Consider the following 19,628-nt stretch of genomic DNA (forward strand, 5'->3'; position numbering starts at 1 on the left):
TTAATACTGTGTAACCGCATTACCAATACTCCAAATCTCATTACTATACTGTAAAATCGTTCGATCACTCGCAAAATGACCAGACTGTGCAATATTTAAAATCGACATTTCTAGCCACTTCGTTCGGTTTTCATACGCTCTACCAACAGCTTCTTGCCTTTCCGCATATGGACCAAAATCTCGCAGAACGAAGTATTCATCATTTTGAATTACGAGAGAATCATAAATCGCTTCAAATTCAGCTCCCGAATGTGCAAAGAAACCATTCGTTAACTGATCTACTACTTTTTTAATATGCATATTGTGGTGATAATAATCACTTGCACGATATCCACCATTTTGATAGTAATGAAGAACCTCTTCCGCTGTTAAACCAAAAATGAAACAGTTATCATCACCGACCCGGTCTTTTATTTCAACATTAGCTCCGTCTAACGTTCCGAGTGTAATCGCACCATTCATCATAAATTTCATATTCCCTGTTCCTGATGCTTCTTTACTCGCAGTTGAAATTTGCTCACTCACATCCGCAGCTGGGAATATATCTTCCGCTAAAGACACTCGATAGTTTTCTAGAAAGATAACTTTCATATATTGGCTTACGTACGGATCATTATTTACTTTCCTTGCGAGTTCATTGATTAATTTAATAATTTTTTTCGCATAGTAATAGCCAGGTGATGCTTTCGCTCCAAAGATAAAAGTACGCGGATAAAATGTAAAACTAGCATCCTCTTTCAAACGGTTATACAAATATAAAATATGAAGAACGTTTAATAGTTGTCGTTTGTAAGCATGTAGTCTTTTTACTTGCACATCAAAAATAGAATTAGGATCAATTGTAATCCCCATTTTATTATGAATACGCTCCGCTAAAATCTCTTTACGCTCTTGTTTTACCTCTGCAAATTTCTCTTGGAAACTCGCATCGTGTTGAACTGTTTGCAGCGCTTGAAGCTTAATCGGTTCTTTCTTCCACTCTGTTCCAATCGCCTCTGAAATCAGGTTTGTCAGCTGCGGATTCGCCTTCATTAACCAACGTCTATGAGCGATTCCATTCGTTTTATTATTAAACTTATCTGGATAAAACTCATAAAACAATCGCATTTCACGTTGCTTTAAAATTTCCGTATGAATTTTTGCTACACCATTTACGCTATGGCTACCGACAATTGCTAAATGAGCCATTTTCACAAGATCATGCGCAATAATCGCCATCTCTTCAATACGATGCCATTCATATGGATAACGTTCCCAAAGTTCATGACAGAAACGTTCATTAATCTCTTCAATAATCATATAAATTCTCGGTAATAACGGTTTAAAAATGTGAATTGGCCACTTCTCAAGCGCTTCTGATAACGTCGTATGATTCGTATAAGAAATCGTTTGTGTCGTTATGTGCCATGCTTCTTCCCATGCTAGTTTTTCTTCATCTAATAAAATACGCATTAGTTCTGGAATCGCCAAAACTGGATGTGTATCATTAATATGAATCGCAATTTTCTCATGTAATTGACGAAGGTCACCATATCTTTCTCTATGCATACGAACGATATTTTGCAAACTTGCTGATACGAGGAAATACTGTTGCTTCAAACGAAGTATTTTCCCCTCATCATGCGTATCATCTGGATATAAAAACTCCGATACAGCCTCTGTTTCACGCTTATATTTCAAAATATCTTTGCAATTTTGCGGGAAAGGAACTGGTTCAGCATTCCAAAGTCTGAGTGTATTTACAGTACTCGTCTCATAACCTACTACTGGAACGTCATATGGTACTGCCATAATCACTTCTGCATTCGTATGCCTGAACTCTAAACGCCCATCAATGTATAGCGGTTCAACATTGCCGAAATAACTTACTTCTACAGCTTGATCATGCCTTCTTACTTCCCATACGTTTTCATGAAGAAGCCACTGTTCTGGAAATTCAACTTGATAACCATCAACAATTTTTTGATCAAATAAGCCGTGTTTGTAACGAATTCCACAGCCATGACCTGGTAAGTTTAAAGATGCAAGTGAATCAAGGAAACAGGCTGCTAATCGTCCAAGTCCACCATTTCCAAGACCTGCATCTGCTTCCACCTCTTCTAATTGTTGCAAAGAAATCCCAAGCTCAGAAAGTCCTTGTTCACATACATCCCTGATGCCTAAATTTAATATGTTACTTCCAAGCAAACGCCCAAGTAAAAACTCAATGGATAAGTAATACATTTGCTTTTGCTCTCCAGACCGATAACTTTCGTTCGTTGCAATCCATTGACTATTCATATACTCACGTACCATGTACCCAAGCGTATTGTATTGATCACGAGTTGTAGAGTCTTTAAAACTTTTACCATACATCGTCTCTAACTTTTCTAGAAAAGCTGATTTGAAACTTTCAACATGAGTAAACATTTCTTCACCACCTACATGTTATTCCATGAGACTTTTATACAATTTCTTATAGGCAAGAGCTGATTTCTCCCAGCTATAATCTTCAGTCATCGCTTGTTTTACAAGCTGCTCCCATACCGGTTTATCATGATAAAATTCAATCGCACGAAGAACCGTGTGCAACATGTCATGCGCATTAAAGTTCGTGAAACTGAAACCATTTCCTTCTCCAGTTTCTTCGTCATAAGATTGTACAGTATCATTTAATCCGCCTGTCTCTCTTACAATCGGAATTGTACCGTACGCTAATGCAATAAGTTGTCCAAGTCCACACGGTTCAAATAGTGATGGCATTAAGAATAAATCACTTCCCGCATACACTTGGTGGGCTAGCTCTTCATTAAATCCGATATACACTTTTACCTTCTCAGGATACTCGTATGCCATCCACTCAAAGAATTGTTCATATTCAGAATCACCTGATCCTAAAATAATACATTGCACATCTTCCTCCATTATTTCGCGGAATACAGTACGTACTAAATCAAGACCTTTTTGCTTCGTTAATCTCGTTACCATCGAAATAATTGGTGTATCTTCTTTTTCTGGCAAACCAAAATAACGCTGCAATACGCGTTTATTTTCATTCTTTTCCTCTAATGACTCTGCATCATACTGAGCAGTAATATACGAATCCGTTTCTGGATTATATACGCTCGTATCAATTCCATTTACGATGCCGCTAAGCTTACCATTATTTTTTCGTAACAACCCATCTAACTTCTCACCGAAAAATTCATATTGAATTTCTTCTTTGTATGTCGGGCTAACTGCTGTAATTTGATCAGAAGCGATAATTCCGCCCTTCATAAAGTTCACATTTCCATAAAACTCTAGCTGCTCACTATGAAAATATTCATCACCAAGTTCTAACAAGTCGTACATCACTTCAGGAGGAAATACACCTTGGAACTGCAAGTTATGAATCGTATACACCGTTTTAATATGCTCATATAATGGATTATCTTGATACTTTTCACGTAGTAAGAAATTCACCATAGCTGTATGCCAATCGTGGCTATGGAGAACATCTACTTCGAAATCAAGATGCGGAATACACTCTAAAACTGCTTTTGAAAAATAAGAAAAACGCTCTCCGTCATCATAATGACCATATAGAGAATCTCTCTTAAAATAATATTCATTATCTATTAAGTAATACGTAATCCCGTCTTGCTCACCTTTTAAAATTCCGCAATATTGATTTCTCCACCCAAGCGGGACGTTAATTACTTTATGTAACGTACATCCATCCCTTAATTTTTGCGGAATAAGACTATAATTTGGAAGTATAATACGAACGTCCACACCTAATTTTTTCAGCTCTTTTGGGAGCGCACCTGCTACATCAGCTAATCCTCCCGATTTAACAAATGGTACACATTCTGATACTGCAAATAAAATATTCACTTGTTGTCCCACTGCACGAAAAGCTTATACAACTTCCCTTGCAGCTTCCTCCCTTCGAGTTTTCATTTGAATGAATGCTTTAATCAGTGGAGGAAAAACCCCCACTGATTCTTTTAAGAATAACTATTAATCGTACTGTTTTGAATGCTTCCTTTTTCTACAACATATGGCTCATCGGCGTTTCCTTTTAGTACAACACCGTCACCAATTTTTACGTCTTTATCAATAATAACACCGTCTATTATGCAATTATCTCCAATTTGGCTCTTTTGCATAATAATACTATTACGAACAATTGAACCTTTTCCAATTTTAACAGAACGGGAGACAACACTATTTTCTACTTCACCCTCAATAATACTGCCGTTTGCAATCATCGTATTTTTCACTACTGCACCCTTCACATAACGAGTTGGTGGCTCATCTTTTACTTTCGTAAAGATTGGTGCTTCTTTCTTAAATAATTGCTTCCAAATAGAAGGCTGCAAAATTTCTAGGCTATGTTTATAGTAACTTTCAATAGAATCAATAATAGCTACATATCCTGTATGTTCGTACGTAGTAATATGCAGTGATTTCCCGCTCTTTTCTCTCACTACATCAAATAAACTGTATTGCTCTACATCTTTATATGTCTCAAATAAGTCTAGCAATAATTGTTTCTTTAACACATATGTTTGAAGCGAAACCCCTTCATGACAAACTTCAGTAATATCTGCAGACGTATGTATATGTCGCTCTAACACCGCTTGAAAGTTTAACGCTGTTACAAGATGGCTATTCGTAATAACAACATATTCTTCTCTGCTTCTTAGAAAATAATCAATATGTCTTCTAAAATGTGCAAAAGATCCAAATTCGTCATGATCACATTGGCAGTTCGGTGGGAATAAAAACAGTCCATCACGCTTTCTATCTAAATCCCACTGTTTTCCTGAACCGACATGATCCATTAAAGAACGATTTTTATGACTTGTAAAAACCGCCACGCTATGAATATTAGAATTCACCATATTTGAAAGCATGAAATCAATGAGGCGATAACGGCCTCCAAACGGTAACGCCGCTAATGAACGATGCCCTGTTACTTTCTTTAAGGAAGGAAAACTTCCCGTTGCATTAATAATTCCTAACATTTTTTCTCCCATTCATTTCATCCCCCTTTTCTATTTTCCTTCAGCAATTAGTACTACATCATCAACATTTTTTTCTGGACGAATTATTGTCCCATCTTCAATAACCATTTCCGATCCAACGATCGCTCTTTCAATCACAACGTTTTTACCAATCTTTGCCCCCGGCATAACGACAGAATCGATTACCATACTACCTTCTTCCACCGTCACTCCTTGGAATAAAACAGAATGCTTCACGTCCCCTTCAATGACGCACCCTTCATTAATAAGTGACTCTTCTACTTTTGCCTGCTGTGCAATATATTGAGGCGGCTCGTTTGGATTTACAGAATAAATGCGCCAATTACGATCGTTCAAGTTCAACGATGTTTCATCGCGAAGTAAATCCATATTCGCTTCCCATAAGCTTTTCACCGTTCCAACATCTTTCCAATATCCTTCAAATGGATACGCCATCAACTTCTTCCCTTCATCTAACAAGAGCGGAAGTACATCTTTTCCGAAGTCATTACTAGATTCAGGGTTTCTTGCATCCATCTCTAAATATTCTTTTAAAATAGCCCAGTTAAAAATATAAATTCCCATTGATGCAAGATTACTTCTTGGAAATTGCGGTTTCTCCTCAAATTCAACAACTTCCATCTCTTCATTTGTATTCATGATGCCAAAGCGACTTGCTTCATCCCACGGCACTTCAATAACAGAAATCGAAACGTCCGCTTCTTTCTCAATATGGTAATCTAGCATTTTGCTGTAATCCATTTTATAAATATGATCGCCTGATAAAATAAGGACATATTCTGGTTCATACTGACTTAAATAGTTTAAGTTTTGATAAATAGCACTTGCCGTACCTGTATACCACTTCACACCTGAAGACTCCGCATAAGGAGGTAACACAGTGACTCCACCGTTTACACGATCAAGATCCCAAGCATTTCCGATTCCAATATAATTATGAAGTTCTAACGGTTGATATTGTGTTAAAATCCCCACCGTTTCAATACCGGAGTTTGCACAGTTACTTAACGTAAAATCAATAATGCGATATTTACCACCAAATGGAACAGCTGGCTTGGCTAAATTTTTTGTTAATGCACTTAAACGACTACCTTTTCCCCCTGCTAGTAACATTGCTACGCACTTTTGTTTTTGAGCCATCTTGTTTTTTGCTCCCCTTTCTCGTCTTCACTGGTCGTAATATGGATACGCCAAATGGTGGAATTGTAATTTCTACATGTGCCGCTTGATTATGATATGGCTCTAGAATCGTCTTGAGACGTTTCTTATTAACTTGCCCCGATCCGCCATATTGCGCCGAGTCACTGTTTAAAATTTCGTTATAGTACTCGAAATCTGGTACACCTACTTTATAGTTTTCATATGTAGCTTTCGTAAAATTACATACGACAACTAACGCATCTTCCTGCTTATCCCCTTGGCGGATAAACGAGAAAATACTTTGCTCATTATTATTAGCATCAATCCACTGAAATCCTTCAGGCGAGTGATCTAACTGCCAAAGTGGTTTTGAGCGCTTATACAATGCTATGAGCTCTTTAAAGTAATCATGCATATTACGATGCATTTCAAAATCATGTAAATTCCAATCTAAATCTTCAAGGTCTTTCCACTCATCAAATTGCCCGAATTCTCCACCCATAAAGAGTAATTTCTTACCTGGATGAGTAAAGAAATATCCATATAATAAACGAAGCTGAGCAAACTTATCCCAGTAATCTCCTGGCATTTTATTTAATAACGACTTTTTCCCATGAACGACTTCATCATGAGAAAGCGGCAATATGAAGTTTTCAGAGTGAGCATATATTAAAGAGAATGTCATTTTCTCATGAATGTATTTCCGGTACTCTGGCGCACATTCCATATATTTCAGCACATCATTCATCCAACCCATATTCCATTTATAATTGAATCCAAGTCCACCCTCGTATGTTGGAGCTGTTACAAGTGGCCAAGCTGTTGAATCTTCCGCTGTCATAAGAAACTCTTCATCTTCTGCAAACACGGCTTCATTTAACTCTCGTAAGAAAGAAACAGCATGTTCATTGCTTTGCTCTTTTCCTTCTTTATTCCAGTACAGCATATTCGCAACTGCATCTACCCTGAAACCATCAATATGGAAATGCCTCATCCAAAATAACGCATTTGAAATTAAGAAATTACGTACTTCTCTCTTCCCTAAATCAAAATTAACAGTTCCCCATACAAGGTTTTCTTGTACGTCTCTATCTTTATATTCATAAGTCGGTGTCCCATCAAACAAATATAAACCGTGAGCATCTTTACAAAAATGCCCCGGTACCCAATCTAAAATGACACCGATTCCATATTTATGACATTCATCGACAAAATACATCAAATCATGTGGCGTGCCGAATCTACTTGTCGCTGCATAATATCCTGTTCCTTGATATCCCCAAGAACGGTCATAGGGATGCTCAACAAGCGGCATAATTTCAATATGTGTAAATTGATGTTCCACCACATACGGAATGAGCTCCTCGGCCATTTCTCTGTAAGAATACAGAGCGCCATCCTCTTTCTTTTTCCAAGAACCGAAATGTAATTCATAAACTGTCATCGCTTCTTTATAAATCGATTTTTTCTTTCTCTTACGAATCCAGTTTTTATCATTCCATTCATATCCCTCTATATCAAAAACTACAGATGCCGTATTTGGTCTTACTTCTGCATATACTGCATAAGGATCCGCTTTTAAAATAACGTCACCGTCCATCGTTTCAATCGCATACTTATATATATCATTCTCTTCAATATGCGGTGCAAACAAGGACCAAATCCCCTCTTCTGTCACTTGTAGCATCTTATGTTGCTCATAATCCCATTCATTAAAATCCCCAACAACACTCATTGCTTTCGCATGAGGAGCCCATACTGTGAATCGTACACCTCGCATCCCATCTTCCGTCACAATATGTGCCCCAAAGATGTTATAACTGTCATAGTACTTTTCTGTATGAAACTCATCTCGTTTCACTTCTTCACAATTTATTACATCCAATATGTTCACCTCACTAAGATGACAGAATTTTTTTACTCTTTATCATTTCTGCGAAAAACTGAAATATCCTTGTTATTTTTTAAAAAATATTCGTTTTTTTCTTAAATTTCACTTAAAATATTCACATTTTCCGTGTAAATTATCGAATTTTGACGAATATTCATTGCAAGCGCTTCATTTCCCTTACTATTTCTCGCCTTTCATTGTTGCTCAATATTTATTTTATTGGTTTCTCTCTGTATTTCACGCTCTTTCCACTTAAAATACAAACAAAATAATCTTTCATAAAAAAATGTTTCTCAACATTTTTTGTCACAAAATTTATTGAAATGTAAAATTCATAAGCATATACTTCTTCTCAATAACGAACAGTATACTTCGCAACTACAATTCATACTGAAATACTATGTTTACTTATTTCATGCTCGTTGCGAATGTTTGCTATAAAAATCAAACTAGGGGGCTTTCTTATGTCATTGAAACAAAAAGTAGGAATGGGAGTTGTCACTGCATCAATAGGCTTATCACTTACATTTGGCGGTGTATTCGCCTATTTCAGCGACTCCGAAACATCGAGTAATTCATTTCAAGCTGGTACGTTAGACCTTTCTATTAACCCAAGTGTAATCGTTAACGTGAAAGATTTAAAACCAGGTGATTTTATTGAAAGAAATTTCAAGCTTGAAAACAAAGGAACATTGGATATTGCAAAAGTAGCACTTGAAACATCCTATGAGGTTACAGATGCAAAGCAAAATAATGATGGTGAAGATTTAGGTGATCACATCATCGTCAAATTTTTAGTGAATGATGGAAAGCCATCTAATCCAAACGATGATCATGAAATTTTGTGGGAAACAAAACTATCAGAATTAAAAACTATGAAACCGGAGGATGTAGCTACTTCTCTAGAACGTCATAACTTAATAGACGGTATTAAATCTGGTGAAACGGATTACTTACACGTTCTCTTCTCATTTGAAGATAATGACCAAGACCAAAATAAGTTTCAAGGTGATTCTTTACAACTAAACTGGACATTCAATGCAGAACAAACACCAGGCGTGGAGAAATAACTTTTAAAATACAAATTATCGGAGGCCTATAAATGAAAAAGAAAAATCGTTTTGTTACCGGAATTGTAACGGCTGGTGTTCTATTTTCAACTGCCCTTCCGTTCAATGTACTTGCTGAAAACCCTATTAACCAAATTGACTCTTCAAACGCCCAGTCTTTACTATCAAAACTTTCTAAAGAACAGCGCCTGGCATTACAAACGTTAGATGCCAATCCTGGCTTTACTATTTCACCAGATATTAATACGAGTAGTTCTGAACCAGTAAATATCATTGTAGAGTTTCAAACTGCACCAGTAAAAATTAACGAATTGAAACAAAAAGCAAAAGGATTGCAGGCTTCTCCTGAAAATATAAAAGCACGTATTAATCAAGAGCATGAAGAATTCCAAGAAGGATTAAAACGCCTTCACCAATTCAGCCCATCAGTGAAATCTGGAAATTTCCAGTCTGTACAAATTAAACGGTCTTATAAGCATGCTATAAATGGTGTTGCGCTGACATTACCTGCAAATACAGTGGAAGAATTGTTACGAATTGGCGTTGTAAAACGTATTTGGAAAGATTACGAAGTGAAATTAAATTTACCAAAACAAGCAGAGCAGAAAGCACCTCAAAAACTAACAGATAGCATTCCGCAAATTGGGGTAGATAAGTTACATAGCGAGGGCATTACCGGAAAAGGAATTAAAGTTGGTGTATTAGATACAGGTATTGATTACAATCACCCTGACTTAAAAGACGTGTATAAAGGCTATCGCACAAAACTGGGTGAAGATTCTAGTAAGGTAGACCCAAACTCTGTAAAAGGTTGGGATTTTATTAATAACGATGCAGATCCGATGGAAACAACTTATACAGAGTGGCAACAATCTGGCGCTCCTGAATTTGATAATCGTGGTTCTTCCTTCTACACAGCACACGGTACTCACGTAGCAGGTATCGTTTCTGCTCAAAAGAAAAATAAATCAGATTCCGCAGTAAAAGGTGTTGCACCTGACATTGAACTTTATAACTATCGTGTACTTGGTCCGTACGGTAGCGGAGATAGTTCAGGTATTATTGCTGCAATCGATAAATCTATTTCTGACGGGATGAACGTTATTAACTTATCGTTAGGTGACGATAGCAACAATCCACTTGATCCAACATCTATCGCTGTAAACAACGCGATGCTTTCCGGTGTTGTTACAGTCGTTGCTGCCGGAAACTCTGGTCCAAATCCAGCGACACTCGGGTCACCAGGTGCTTCTCCATTTGCTATTACAGTTGGGGCAAGCGATAGCTCTATTTCCTTACCGAAACTATCAGGTCATGCTGGACAGTTACAATTTTCTAATCTCATTTTATTCGGAAAAAATTTCACTGATAAAATAGAAGATTTTAAAGGACAATCTTTACCTATTGAATCTGTAGGAATCAGTACCCCTGACGAGTTTAGCAAAAAAGATGTAAAAGGAAAAATTGCCCTCGTTACGCGCGGAACAATCTCATTTGATGAAAAAATCGCTAATGCGAAACAAGCAGGTGCAAAGGCCGTTATTATTTATAACAATGTCGATGGAGAGATTCCTTACTACGTTGGCGAAAGTACAAAATACATTCCCGCATTCCGCCTAACGAAAGAAGACGGCGAAAAACTAAAAGCTCAAATCGAACAAGGTAGCACATCCTTAACTTTCGATGAGGTTAATTACATTCAAACAGAAGGCGATCATCTTGCAGACTTTAGCTCACGCGGCCCTGTTATATCAAATGATGATATTAAACCAGATATTACAGCACCTGGTGTTGCTGTACTTTCAACAGTCCCTGAATATATTAACGATCCACAAGAAGGGGAAAATTATGATGTTTCCTATGAGCGCATGCAAGGAACTTCAATGGCTTCCCCTCACATCGCTGGTGTGGCTGCACTTATTTTACAAGAGCATCCAGAATACACTCCATTTGATGTGAAAGCTTCCCTCATGAATACTGCTGATGATTTAAAAGAGAAGTATTCCGTATATGAAGTTGGAGCTGGACGAGTAGATGCTTACAACTCCGTTCATACTGAAACGAGTTTTAAAGTGTTAGATACGACAAAAACAATAGTTAATGATGAAGTGATTGAAGTACCAGAAGAAACTGGATCAATTGCATTCGGGAAGTACTATCAAAAAGATGGGGAATCAATTGAACAAAAACGAAAAATTAAAATTGAAAATCGCAATAAACAGGAGAAAAAAGAATTTAAAACAGAAATTTCTTATACACCAGCATCTTCCACTATTAACGATGCTACCGCAAACGGTGTAAAAGTTTCTACTTCTGCAACAATAACAATTGATGCTGGAAAAGCAGATGCAATCGAAGCGAAAATCCATGTCCCAGCAGGTGCAAAGCAAGGCCGATATGAAGGATATATTCATATTACGAACACGAAAAATAAAGAAGAAACGTATCAAATTCCGTTCTCTATTCGTGTGTCAGAGCCTGGTATTGAAAATGCACTATTATCAAGAAAAACAATCTCAACTGATACATCTACATTCAATCCATACCGTGAATCATATGTTCACGGGGCGTTCCAATTAAATAGCGAACTTGAAACGTTAGATCTTATCGTGAAAGACTCAAAAACAAATAAAGCACTCGGTTTCGTTGGAACATTGAATACAAGCGGACTAAAAACTGATGTTTATTACTACTTAGATTCATTCTTTAACGGAAAAGTGTATCCTTTTACAAATGATCCTGCAAAACCAATCGGTGATGAGAAAATCGACTTACCAGAAGGTGATTACACAATTGAATTTGTTGGCTACGATAAATCTGGAAAAGCACGTGTGAAAGGTGATTATGTCGTAATTGATAATACACCACCAGAAGTGAAATTAACTGGATTACAGCCTGGTATTTATGAATTAAATGAAGAAAACTACACAGTAGAAGACGGTAAAAAAGCACTATGGATTAAAGGAAATGTATATGATTCTAACGTTGACTACTTAAAAGGAAAAGGATTAAACATTACGCAAGAAGCGAACGGTGTTATGTACTATGATTATTCTCCATACTTGCACAAGTTTTTACCTATTAATGAAAATGGTGACTTTAAAGTTGGTATTACACCTGATTCATTTAAAACTGAAGGTCCAATGAACACAGGCGTATACATTTTCGATTATGCAACTGCAGGCCCCGACTATCCAAGCGGTGTAAATAACTATTGGTTTATCCCGCAAGGTGCTCAATATGCAAAAGCTAGTTATGATAAAAAAGAATTATATAAAAATGATGAATTCACTGTGACACTAGATGCTAAACATGTGAAACAATTTGTATCTGGAGAATTTAACGTGAAATTCCTAGAGAAGAACTTCAAATTTGCAAATGCGAAATTGAATCCTGCTTTTGAAAAACTCCTTTCTGAAAAAGGGGTAACCGCAAAAGTAAATGAACCGAAACTAGAAGAAGGTTCTGTTACAGTAGGCGGAGCTATCGATGATAAAAACTTCGCTGGTTTAGATGGTGACTTCCCATTCATCGATGTAACTTTCAAAGTAGAAAATGATGAATTTTATCAAGCAAATGCTCAATTAGATTTACCAATGTTCGTTTACTGGAAACAAGGTGAAACAGAACCACATGGAATACGCATACTACAAGATCAAACATTCTCAGTTATGTCCTTAAATTCACTAGTAGAAGGTAATATTAAGCCTGGTGCATTCGTAAATGAACGTGGATATTTAGATGAAAAGTTCGATTATACGAAACTTGGCGTAAAAGTGTATGCAACGGATTCTTACCGTCATAAGTTTGAAGGCTCACTTGATAAATACGGTTACTTCAAATTGAATGGACTTCCTGTTAATAAACGTGATTATAACTTATACGTGGAGGTTCCAGGACATTTAACAAGCCGACTAACTACAAAACTAGGTACTGAAAAAGATGGTAAACTACTTGGTCAATATTATTATGCACGACCTGACGAAAATCTTGCGGGTGATGTAAATGGTGATAAAGTAATTGATATTAAAGATGCTGAAATTATCGCTAGCAACTATGGTAAAAAAGGACTATCTGTGAAAGACGGCGACCTTAACAAAGATGGCATTGTCGACGAAAAAGATATTCGTTTCGTTGAAAAGAACTTCTTGAAAAAAGGGCCAGATGCAGCTAAATCACAAACGCCTGTTGAAAAATCAAAAAGCGGTACACTTGCAGATATTTTAAAGAAATTAGGATTAGCACCGAAAAAATAATAAAGTGAAACTTTAATCAGCCCTCACCAATCGGGCTTTTACGGGCAGTTGATCCCCCACCTAACTTCTTTGCTTTCGCTGCATTTTGAGGTGGGGGTCTTACTGCCCGGCAAATAGCTGGATAATAAAGAGCACTCTATATAAAGTAGAGTGCTCTTTTCTATAAACGACCCTTATCCAGCAAAAGGGGTATATTGGGGATATACAAGGGAAACCGGAAAAGGAATTTATATTAAATTATATAAAAACTCAGAGGTAGGAAGCAGTTTCCCGCCTCTGAATTATTTAGCAATTATTATAGTACTGGTGCCATTGTTTCTTTTAATACTTTTACAGAATGAGCGAATTTCGCTTTTTCTTCTTCATTTAGCTCAAGTTCTACGATTTCACGTACACCTTCGCGGTTAATAACAGCTGGAACACCTACGAAAGCATCTTTCTCACCATATTGACCTTCAAGGTATGCAGATACAGTTAATACGCTGTTCTCGTTGCTTAAGATTGCTTTAGTTACACGAAGTAGTGACATACCGATTCCGTAGTAAGTTGCACCTTTACGTTCGATGATATGATAAGCTGCATCGCGTACATTTTCGAAGATTTTATCTAAATCTTCTTGGTTATACTGTTCATTGTTCGCTAAGATTGTTTCTAGTTTTTGTACACCTACAGTAGCGTGGCTCCATACTGGAAGTTCAGTGTCACCGTGCTCACCAACGATGTAAGCATGAACGTTACGTGGATCTACATCTAAGTAGTCACCTAACATGTAACGGAAACGAGCAGAGTCTAAAGTAGTACCAGAACCGATTACACGCTCTTTCGGTAAACCAGATTCTTTCCAAGTTACGTAAGTTAAAATATCAACTGGGTTTGTAGCGATTAAGAAAATTCCATCGAATCCGCTATCCATAATGCCGCGAACGATTTGTTTAAAGATCTTTGTATTTTTCTCAACTAAGTCTAAACGAGTTTCGCCTGGCTTTTGTGGTAATCCAGCAGTGATAACTACTAAATCTGCATCTTTACAATCTGCATAGCTACCGCTCCAAACTTTTGTTGGTGATGGAGAGAATGGTACCGCATGGCTTAAGTCCATTGCTTCCCCTTCTGCTTTTGCTTCATTAACATCTACTAGTACGAATTCTTCAGCTACACCTTGGTTGATCATTGAGTAAGCGTAACTACAACCTACAGCTCCTGTTCCTACTAATACTACGCGATTGATACCTTTTTTCATGTTAATTTCCCCTTTCAATTGTTTACATCTATTTTTTATTATTGTTTAAGTAATTAATTAAAATACTAATTTAATGTTGTTTAACTTCTTTACATACATATTGTAGCACGGATTATTGTGAATTACTTCACAAATTATGACCTATTTGTGAACTTTTTCACATAGAGTGTAAAGCTGTTAGAATGCGGGTGAAATCCATCTCAATGGAGGCGTTTTCTTTAGATTGTGAAAGGTTTTTTCTTAAAGTTTTCTTGGTAAGTGAAATTATATCGAACAAAACTTTGGTTATATCGACGTTTCGACAAGGATAACACCATAAAGAAGCTGTCTCCAATAGATTACCTATTTAGAGACAGCTTCTTCTATCTATATATGTTATCTAAAGCAGTCTACTAAAAGTCCGCTTTAGATAACATATATACAACAAAAAAGAGATAGCAGATTATGCTATCTCTTTTAGTATGACCCGTACGGGATTCGAACCCGTGTTACCGCCGTGAAAGGGCGGTGTCTTAACCACTTGACCAACGGGCCAAAATCTGGCAGAGAAGAAGGGATTCGAACCCTCGCACCGCGTTCGCGATCTACTCCCTTAGCAGGGGAGCCCCTTGAGCCACTTGGGTACTTCTCTATAATATGGCTCCGCAGGTAGGACTCGAACCTACGACCGATCGGTTAACAGCCGATAGCTCTACCACTGAGCTACTGCGGAATAATTATGGTGGGCCTAAATGGACTCGAACCATCGACCTCACGCTTATCAGGCGTGCGCTCTAACCAGCTGAGCTATAGGCCCATAAAAAGCGGGTGAAGAGAATCGAACTCTCGACCAGAGCTTGGAAGGCTCTTGTTTTACCACTAAACTACACCCGCATTAAATTAAAAATGGTGAGCCATGAAGGATTCGAACCTTCGACCCTCTGATTAAAAGTCAGATGCTCTACCAACTGAGCTAATGGCTCATTTTGAAAGTGGTGCCGGCTAGAGGACTTGAACCCCCAACCTACTGATTACAAGTCAGTTGCTCTACCAATTGAGCTAAGCCGGCTTGCGATTTCAAAATGGTGGCTCGGGACGGAATCGAACCGCCGACACGAGGATTTTCAGTCCTCTGCTCTACCGACTGAGCTACCGAGCCTTTATGTAAAAAAATGGCGGTCCCGACCGGGGTCGAACCGGCGATCTCCTGCGTGACAGGCAGGCATGTTAACCACTACACCACGGGACCATTTGGTTGCGGGGACAGGATTTGAACCTGCGACCTTCGGGTTATGAGCCCGACGAGCTACCGTACTGCTCCACCCCGCGATGATATAATATTTAATTTAGAAAAAATGGAGGAGGTAGAGGGATTCGAACCCCCGCGCGACTCTCGCCGCCTGTCGGTTTTCAAGACCGATCCCTTCAGCCGAACTTGGGTATACCTCCGAGATATGAACTTTGAGTGGTGGACCTTGTAGGACTCGAACCTACGACCGGACGGTTATGAGCCGTCTGCTCTAACCAGCTGAGCTAAAGGTCCTTTATGGTAGCGGCGGAGGGGATCGAACCCCCGACCTCACGGGTATGAACCGTACGCTCTAGCCAGCTGAGCTACACCGCCATAAGTTATATTCAAATAAGTGGAGCCTAGCGGGATCGAACCGCTGACCTCCTGCGTGCAAGGCAGGCGCTCTCCCAGCTGAGCTAAGGCCCCATATTTTGAAAATATCGGGAAGACAGGATTTGAACCTGCGACCCCCTGGTCCCAAACCAGGTGCTCTACCAAGCTGAGCCACTTCCCGTTAATAAAAAACGCGCCCGAGAGGAGTCGAACCCCTAACCTCTTGATCCGTAGTCAAACGCTCTATCCAATTGAGCTACGGGCGCATATGGTGCCGAGGGCGGGGGTCGAACCCGCACGGTGGTCACCCACCGCAGGATTTTAAGTCCTGTGCGTCTGCCTGTTCCGCCACCCCGGCATGTCATACTGAAAATTGGAGCGGAAGACGGGATTCGAACCCGCGACCCCAACCTTGGCAAGGTTGTATTCTACCACTGAACTACTTCCGCAAGACATGTTTGAGTTATTTTATTAAAAGTGCGGGTGAAGGGAGTCGAACCCCCACGCCAAAGGCGCTAGATCCTAAGTCTAGTGCGTCTGCCAATTCCGCCACACCCGCATATTATAATTTAAAAAGAAAAAATGGGGCGACTGATGGGAATTGAACCCACGAGTGCCGGAGCCACAATCCGGTGCGTTAACCACTTCGCCACAACCGCCATGATTTTCTGGTGCCGACTAGAGGACTTGAACCCCCAACCTACTGATTACAAGTCAGTTGCTCTACCAATTGAGCTAAGTCGGCTAAATGGTGGAGGATGACGGGATCGAACCGCCGACCCCCTGCTTGTAAGGCAGGTGCTCTCCCAGCTGAGCTAATCCTCCGAATTGCCTGGCAACGTCCTACTCTCACAGGGACAAGGTCCCAACTACCATCGGCGCTAGAGAGCTTAACTTCCGTGTTCGGTATGGGAACGGGTGTGACCTCTCTGCCATCATTACCAGACTGTATTCATTTAAGACAAGAATTATCATAACTTATTCGACATTTAAAGTCAACAAGTTTTTTATATTCTTTCAAAACTAGATAACATTGCTTCATATTATATGGTTAAGTCCTCGATCTATTAGTATTCGTCAGCTCCACATGTCACCATGCTTCCACCTCGAACCTATCAACCTGATCATCTTTCAGGGATCTTACTAGCTTACGCTATGGGAAATCTCATCTTGAGGGGGCTTCATGCTTAGATGCTTTCAGCACTTATCCCTTCCGCACATAGCTACCCAGCTATGCCCTTGGCAGAACAACTGGTACACCAGCGGTGCGTCCATCCCGGTCCTCTCGTACTAAGGACAGCTCCTCTCAAATTTCCTGCGCCCACGACGGATAGGGACCGAACTGTCTCACGACGTTCTGAACCCAGCTCGCGTACCGCTTTAATGGGCGAACAACCCAACCCTTGGGACCGACTACAGCCCCAGGATGCGATGAGCCGACATCGAGGTGCCAAACCTCCCCGTCGATGTGGACTCTTGGGGGAGATAAGCCTGTTATCCCCGGGGTAGCTTTTATCCGTTGAGCGATGGCCCTTCCATGCGGAACCACCGGATCACTAAGCCCGACTTTCGTCCCTGCTCGACTTGTAGGTCTCGCAGTCAAGCTCCCTTATGCCTTTGCACTCTACGAATGATTTCCAACCATTCTGAGGGAACCTTTGGGCGCCTCCGTTACACTTTAGGAGGCGACCGCCCCAGTCAAACTGCCCACCTGACACTGTCTCCCGGGTCGATAAGACCCGTAGGTTAGAATTTCAATACAGTCAGGGCGGTATCCCACCAGCGCCTCCACCGAAGCTAGCGCTCCGGTTTCAATGGCTCCCGCCTATCCTGTACAAACTGTACCAAAATTCAATATCAGGCTACAGTAAAGCTCCACGGGGTCTTTCCGTCCTGTCGCGGGTAACCTGCATCTTCACAGGTACTATAATTTCACCGAGTCTCTGGTTGAGACAGTGCCCAAATCGTTACACCTTTCGTGCGGGTCGGAACTTACCCGACAAGGAATTTCGCTACCTTAGGACCGTTATAGTTACGGCCGCCGTTTACTGGGGCTTCAGTTCAGAGCTTCGCTTACGCTAACCCCTCTCCTTAACCTTCCAGCACCGGGCAGGTGTCAGCCCCTATACTTCGCCTTACGGCTTCGCAGAGACCTGTGTTTTTGCTAAACAGTCGCTTGGGCCTATTCACTGCGGCTTTCCGTTAAGAAAGCACCCCTTCTCCCGAAGTTACGGGGTCATTTTGCCGAGTTCCTTAACCAGAGTTCTCTCGCACACCTTAGGATTCTCTCCTCGCCTACCTGTGTCGGTTTGCGGTACAGGCACCTTTTATCTCGCTAGAAGCTTTTCTTGGCAGCGGGGAATCAAAGACTTCGCTCCATAAGGAGCTTCCCCATCACAGCTCAACCTTCACGATAAGCGGATTTGCCTACTTATCAGCCTAACTGCTTGGACGTGCACAACCAATCGCACGCTTCTTCTATCCTTCTGCGTCCCTCCATTGCTCAAACGATAAAGAGGTGGTACAGGAATATCAACCTGTTGTCCATCGCCTACGCCTGTCGGCCTCGGCTTAGGTCCTGACTAACCCTGAGCGGACGAGCCTTCCTCAGGAAACCTTAGGCATTCGGTGGACGGGATTCTCACCCGTCTTTCGCTACTCATACCGGCATTCTCACTTCTAAGCGCTCCACCAGTCCTTCCGGTCTGACTTCACTGCACTTAGAACGCTCCCCTACCACTGATACCATTGGTATCAATTCGCAGCTTCGGTGGTGTATTTAGCCCCGGTACATTTTCGGCGCAGAGTCACTCGACTAGTGAGCTATTACGCACTCTTTAAATGGTGGCTGCTTCTGAGCCAACATCCTAGTTGTCTAAGCAACTCCACATCCTTTTCCACTTAATACACACTTTGGGACCTTAGCTGGCGATCTGGGCTGTTTCCCTCTTGACTACGGATCTTATCACTCGCAGTCTGACTCCTAAGGATAAGTCATTGGCATTCGGAGTTTGACTGAATTCGGTAATCCGATGAGGACCCCTAGTTCAATCAGTGCTCTACCTCCAAGACTCTTACACTTAAGGCTAGCCCTAAAGCTATTTCGGGGAGAACCAGCTATCTCCAGGTTCGATTGGAATTTCTCCGCTACCCACACCTCATCCCCGCACTTTTCAACGTGCGTGGGTTCGGGCCTCCATTCAGTGTTACCTGAACTTCACCCTGGAATGGGTAGATCACCTGGTTTCGGGTCTACGACCACGTACTAAACGCCCTATTCAGACTCGCTTTCGCTGCGGCTCCGCCTCTTCAGCTTAACCTCGCACGGGATCGTAACTCGCCGGTTCATTCTACAAAAGGCACGCCATCACCCATTAACGGGCTCTGACTATTTGTAGGCACACGGTTTCAGG

At 40.3% G+C, this 19,628-nt stretch carries 8 protein-coding genes, 22 tRNA genes and 2 rRNA genes (1 of these 32 only partly in view); 2 read left to right on the forward strand and 30 right to left on the reverse strand.

Annotation, left to right across the window (positions count from 1 at the left end):
- The 5 genes from glgP to glgB form a co-directional block, all read right to left on the reverse strand.
- A complete protein-coding gene (gene glgP, locus NSQ08_RS23040; RefSeq protein WP_002015802.1) occupies nt 1–2,409 on the reverse strand; it encodes a glycogen phosphorylase in 2,409 nt (802 codons plus the stop codon).
- 18 nt (nt 2,410–2,427) lie between these two features.
- On the reverse strand, nt 2,428–3,858 hold the full coding sequence (glgA, locus tag NSQ08_RS23045; RefSeq protein WP_002143574.1) for a glycogen synthase GlgA: 1,431 nt from the start codon (nt 3,856–3,858) through the stop codon (nt 2,428–2,430).
- A gap of 113 nt (nt 3,859–3,971) precedes the next feature.
- The gene (glgD, locus tag NSQ08_RS23050) at nt 3,972–5,006 is read right to left on the reverse strand and encodes a glucose-1-phosphate adenylyltransferase subunit GlgD (RefSeq protein ID WP_002034525.1); all 1,035 of its coding nucleotides are present in this window, start codon (nt 5,004–5,006) and stop codon (nt 3,972–3,974) included.
- An 18-nt stretch (nt 5,007–5,024) separates the two neighbouring features.
- Nucleotides 5,025–6,155 carry a glucose-1-phosphate adenylyltransferase gene (gene glgC, locus NSQ08_RS23055; protein ID WP_002089246.1) on the reverse strand — a complete coding sequence of 377 codons (1,131 nt, stop codon included), beginning with the start codon at nt 6,153–6,155 and terminating at the stop codon, nt 5,025–5,027.
- Complete coding sequence (gene glgB / locus NSQ08_RS23060) at nt 6,103–8,040, reverse strand: 1,4-alpha-glucan branching protein GlgB (protein WP_085312677.1); 1,938 nt, start codon at nt 8,038–8,040, stop codon at nt 6,103–6,105. Before glgB ends, glgC begins: the two co-directional genes overlap by 53 nt.
- Nucleotides 8,041–8,510: 470 nt before the next feature.
- On the opposite strand from glgB, the gene NSQ08_RS23065 reads away from it, so the two are divergent.
- Entirely contained in the window at nt 8,511–9,116 is a 606-nt protein-coding gene (locus tag NSQ08_RS23065; protein ID WP_002034528.1) for a CalY family protein, read from the forward strand.
- Nucleotides 9,117–9,148: 32 nt separating this feature from the next.
- The gene (locus tag NSQ08_RS23070) at nt 9,149–13,372 is read left to right on the forward strand and encodes a S8 family serine peptidase (protein WP_340779065.1); all 4,224 of its coding nucleotides are present in this window, start codon (nt 9,149–9,151) and stop codon (nt 13,370–13,372) included.
- Nucleotides 13,373–13,667: 295 nt separating this feature from the next.
- Here the strand turns inward: NSQ08_RS23070 and NSQ08_RS23075 are convergent, their stop codons facing one another.
- The 25 genes from NSQ08_RS23075 to NSQ08_RS23195 all read right to left on the reverse strand — a co-directional run.
- Nucleotides 13,668–14,612: an L-lactate dehydrogenase gene (locus NSQ08_RS23075; protein WP_000715348.1), complete on the reverse strand. Its 945-nt coding sequence runs from the start codon at nt 14,610–14,612 to the stop codon at nt 13,668–13,670.
- 462 nt (nt 14,613–15,074) lie between these two features.
- A tRNA-Glu gene (locus tag NSQ08_RS23080) sits at nt 15,075–15,146 on the reverse strand.
- A 6-nt stretch (nt 15,147–15,152) separates the two neighbouring features.
- A tRNA-Ser gene (locus NSQ08_RS23085) sits at nt 15,153–15,243 on the reverse strand.
- A 6-nt stretch (nt 15,244–15,249) separates the two neighbouring features.
- Nucleotides 15,250–15,324, reverse strand: a tRNA-Asn gene (locus NSQ08_RS23090).
- A gap of 7 nt (nt 15,325–15,331) precedes the next feature.
- A tRNA-Ile gene (locus tag NSQ08_RS23095) sits at nt 15,332–15,408 on the reverse strand.
- A gap of 6 nt (nt 15,409–15,414) precedes the next feature.
- Nucleotides 15,415–15,485: transfer RNA gene (locus NSQ08_RS23100), tRNA-Gly, on the reverse strand.
- 13 nt (nt 15,486–15,498) lie between these two features.
- Nucleotides 15,499–15,574: transfer RNA gene (locus NSQ08_RS23105), tRNA-Lys, on the reverse strand.
- A 10-nt stretch (nt 15,575–15,584) separates the two neighbouring features.
- Nucleotides 15,585–15,660: transfer RNA gene (locus NSQ08_RS23110), tRNA-Thr, on the reverse strand.
- Between the two features lie 14 nt (nt 15,661–15,674).
- Nucleotides 15,675–15,750 (reverse strand) — tRNA-Phe (locus NSQ08_RS23115).
- A gap of 14 nt (nt 15,751–15,764) precedes the next feature.
- Nucleotides 15,765–15,840: transfer RNA gene (locus tag NSQ08_RS23120), tRNA-Asp, on the reverse strand.
- 3 nt (nt 15,841–15,843) lie between these two features.
- A tRNA-Met gene (locus NSQ08_RS23125) sits at nt 15,844–15,920 on the reverse strand.
- Nucleotides 15,921–15,947: 27 nt separating this feature from the next.
- A tRNA-Ser gene (locus tag NSQ08_RS23130) sits at nt 15,948–16,040 on the reverse strand.
- A gap of 17 nt (nt 16,041–16,057) precedes the next feature.
- Nucleotides 16,058–16,134 (reverse strand) — tRNA-Ile (locus NSQ08_RS23135).
- Nucleotides 16,135–16,138: 4 nt separating this feature from the next.
- Nucleotides 16,139–16,215: transfer RNA gene (locus NSQ08_RS23140), tRNA-Met, on the reverse strand.
- Between the two features lie 20 nt (nt 16,216–16,235).
- A tRNA-Ala gene (locus NSQ08_RS23145) sits at nt 16,236–16,308 on the reverse strand.
- A gap of 14 nt (nt 16,309–16,322) precedes the next feature.
- Nucleotides 16,323–16,396: transfer RNA gene (locus tag NSQ08_RS23150), tRNA-Pro, on the reverse strand.
- A gap of 11 nt (nt 16,397–16,407) precedes the next feature.
- Nucleotides 16,408–16,481: transfer RNA gene (locus NSQ08_RS23155), tRNA-Arg, on the reverse strand.
- Nucleotides 16,482–16,484: 3 nt separating this feature from the next.
- A tRNA-Leu gene (locus NSQ08_RS23160) sits at nt 16,485–16,573 on the reverse strand.
- A 16-nt stretch (nt 16,574–16,589) separates the two neighbouring features.
- Nucleotides 16,590–16,664: transfer RNA gene (locus NSQ08_RS23165), tRNA-Gly, on the reverse strand.
- 29 nt (nt 16,665–16,693) lie between these two features.
- Nucleotides 16,694–16,774 (reverse strand) — tRNA-Leu (locus tag NSQ08_RS23170).
- Nucleotides 16,775–16,798: 24 nt separating this feature from the next.
- Nucleotides 16,799–16,874: transfer RNA gene (locus NSQ08_RS23175), tRNA-His, on the reverse strand.
- 10 nt (nt 16,875–16,884) lie between these two features.
- Nucleotides 16,885–16,960: transfer RNA gene (locus NSQ08_RS23180), tRNA-Thr, on the reverse strand.
- Nucleotides 16,961–16,964: 4 nt separating this feature from the next.
- Nucleotides 16,965–17,040: transfer RNA gene (locus NSQ08_RS23185), tRNA-Val, on the reverse strand.
- A 5-nt stretch (nt 17,041–17,045) separates the two neighbouring features.
- Nucleotides 17,046–17,161 (reverse strand): 5S ribosomal RNA (gene rrf / locus NSQ08_RS23190).
- A 101-nt stretch (nt 17,162–17,262) separates the two neighbouring features.
- Nucleotides 17,263–19,628, reverse strand: a 23S ribosomal RNA gene (locus NSQ08_RS23195) (it continues 554 nt past the right edge of the window).

The sequence above is a fragment of the Bacillus sp. FSL E2-8887 genome, from assembly GCF_038007205.1.
Lineage (GTDB): Bacteria > Bacillota > Bacilli > Bacillales > Bacillaceae_G > Bacillus_A > Bacillus_A mycoides.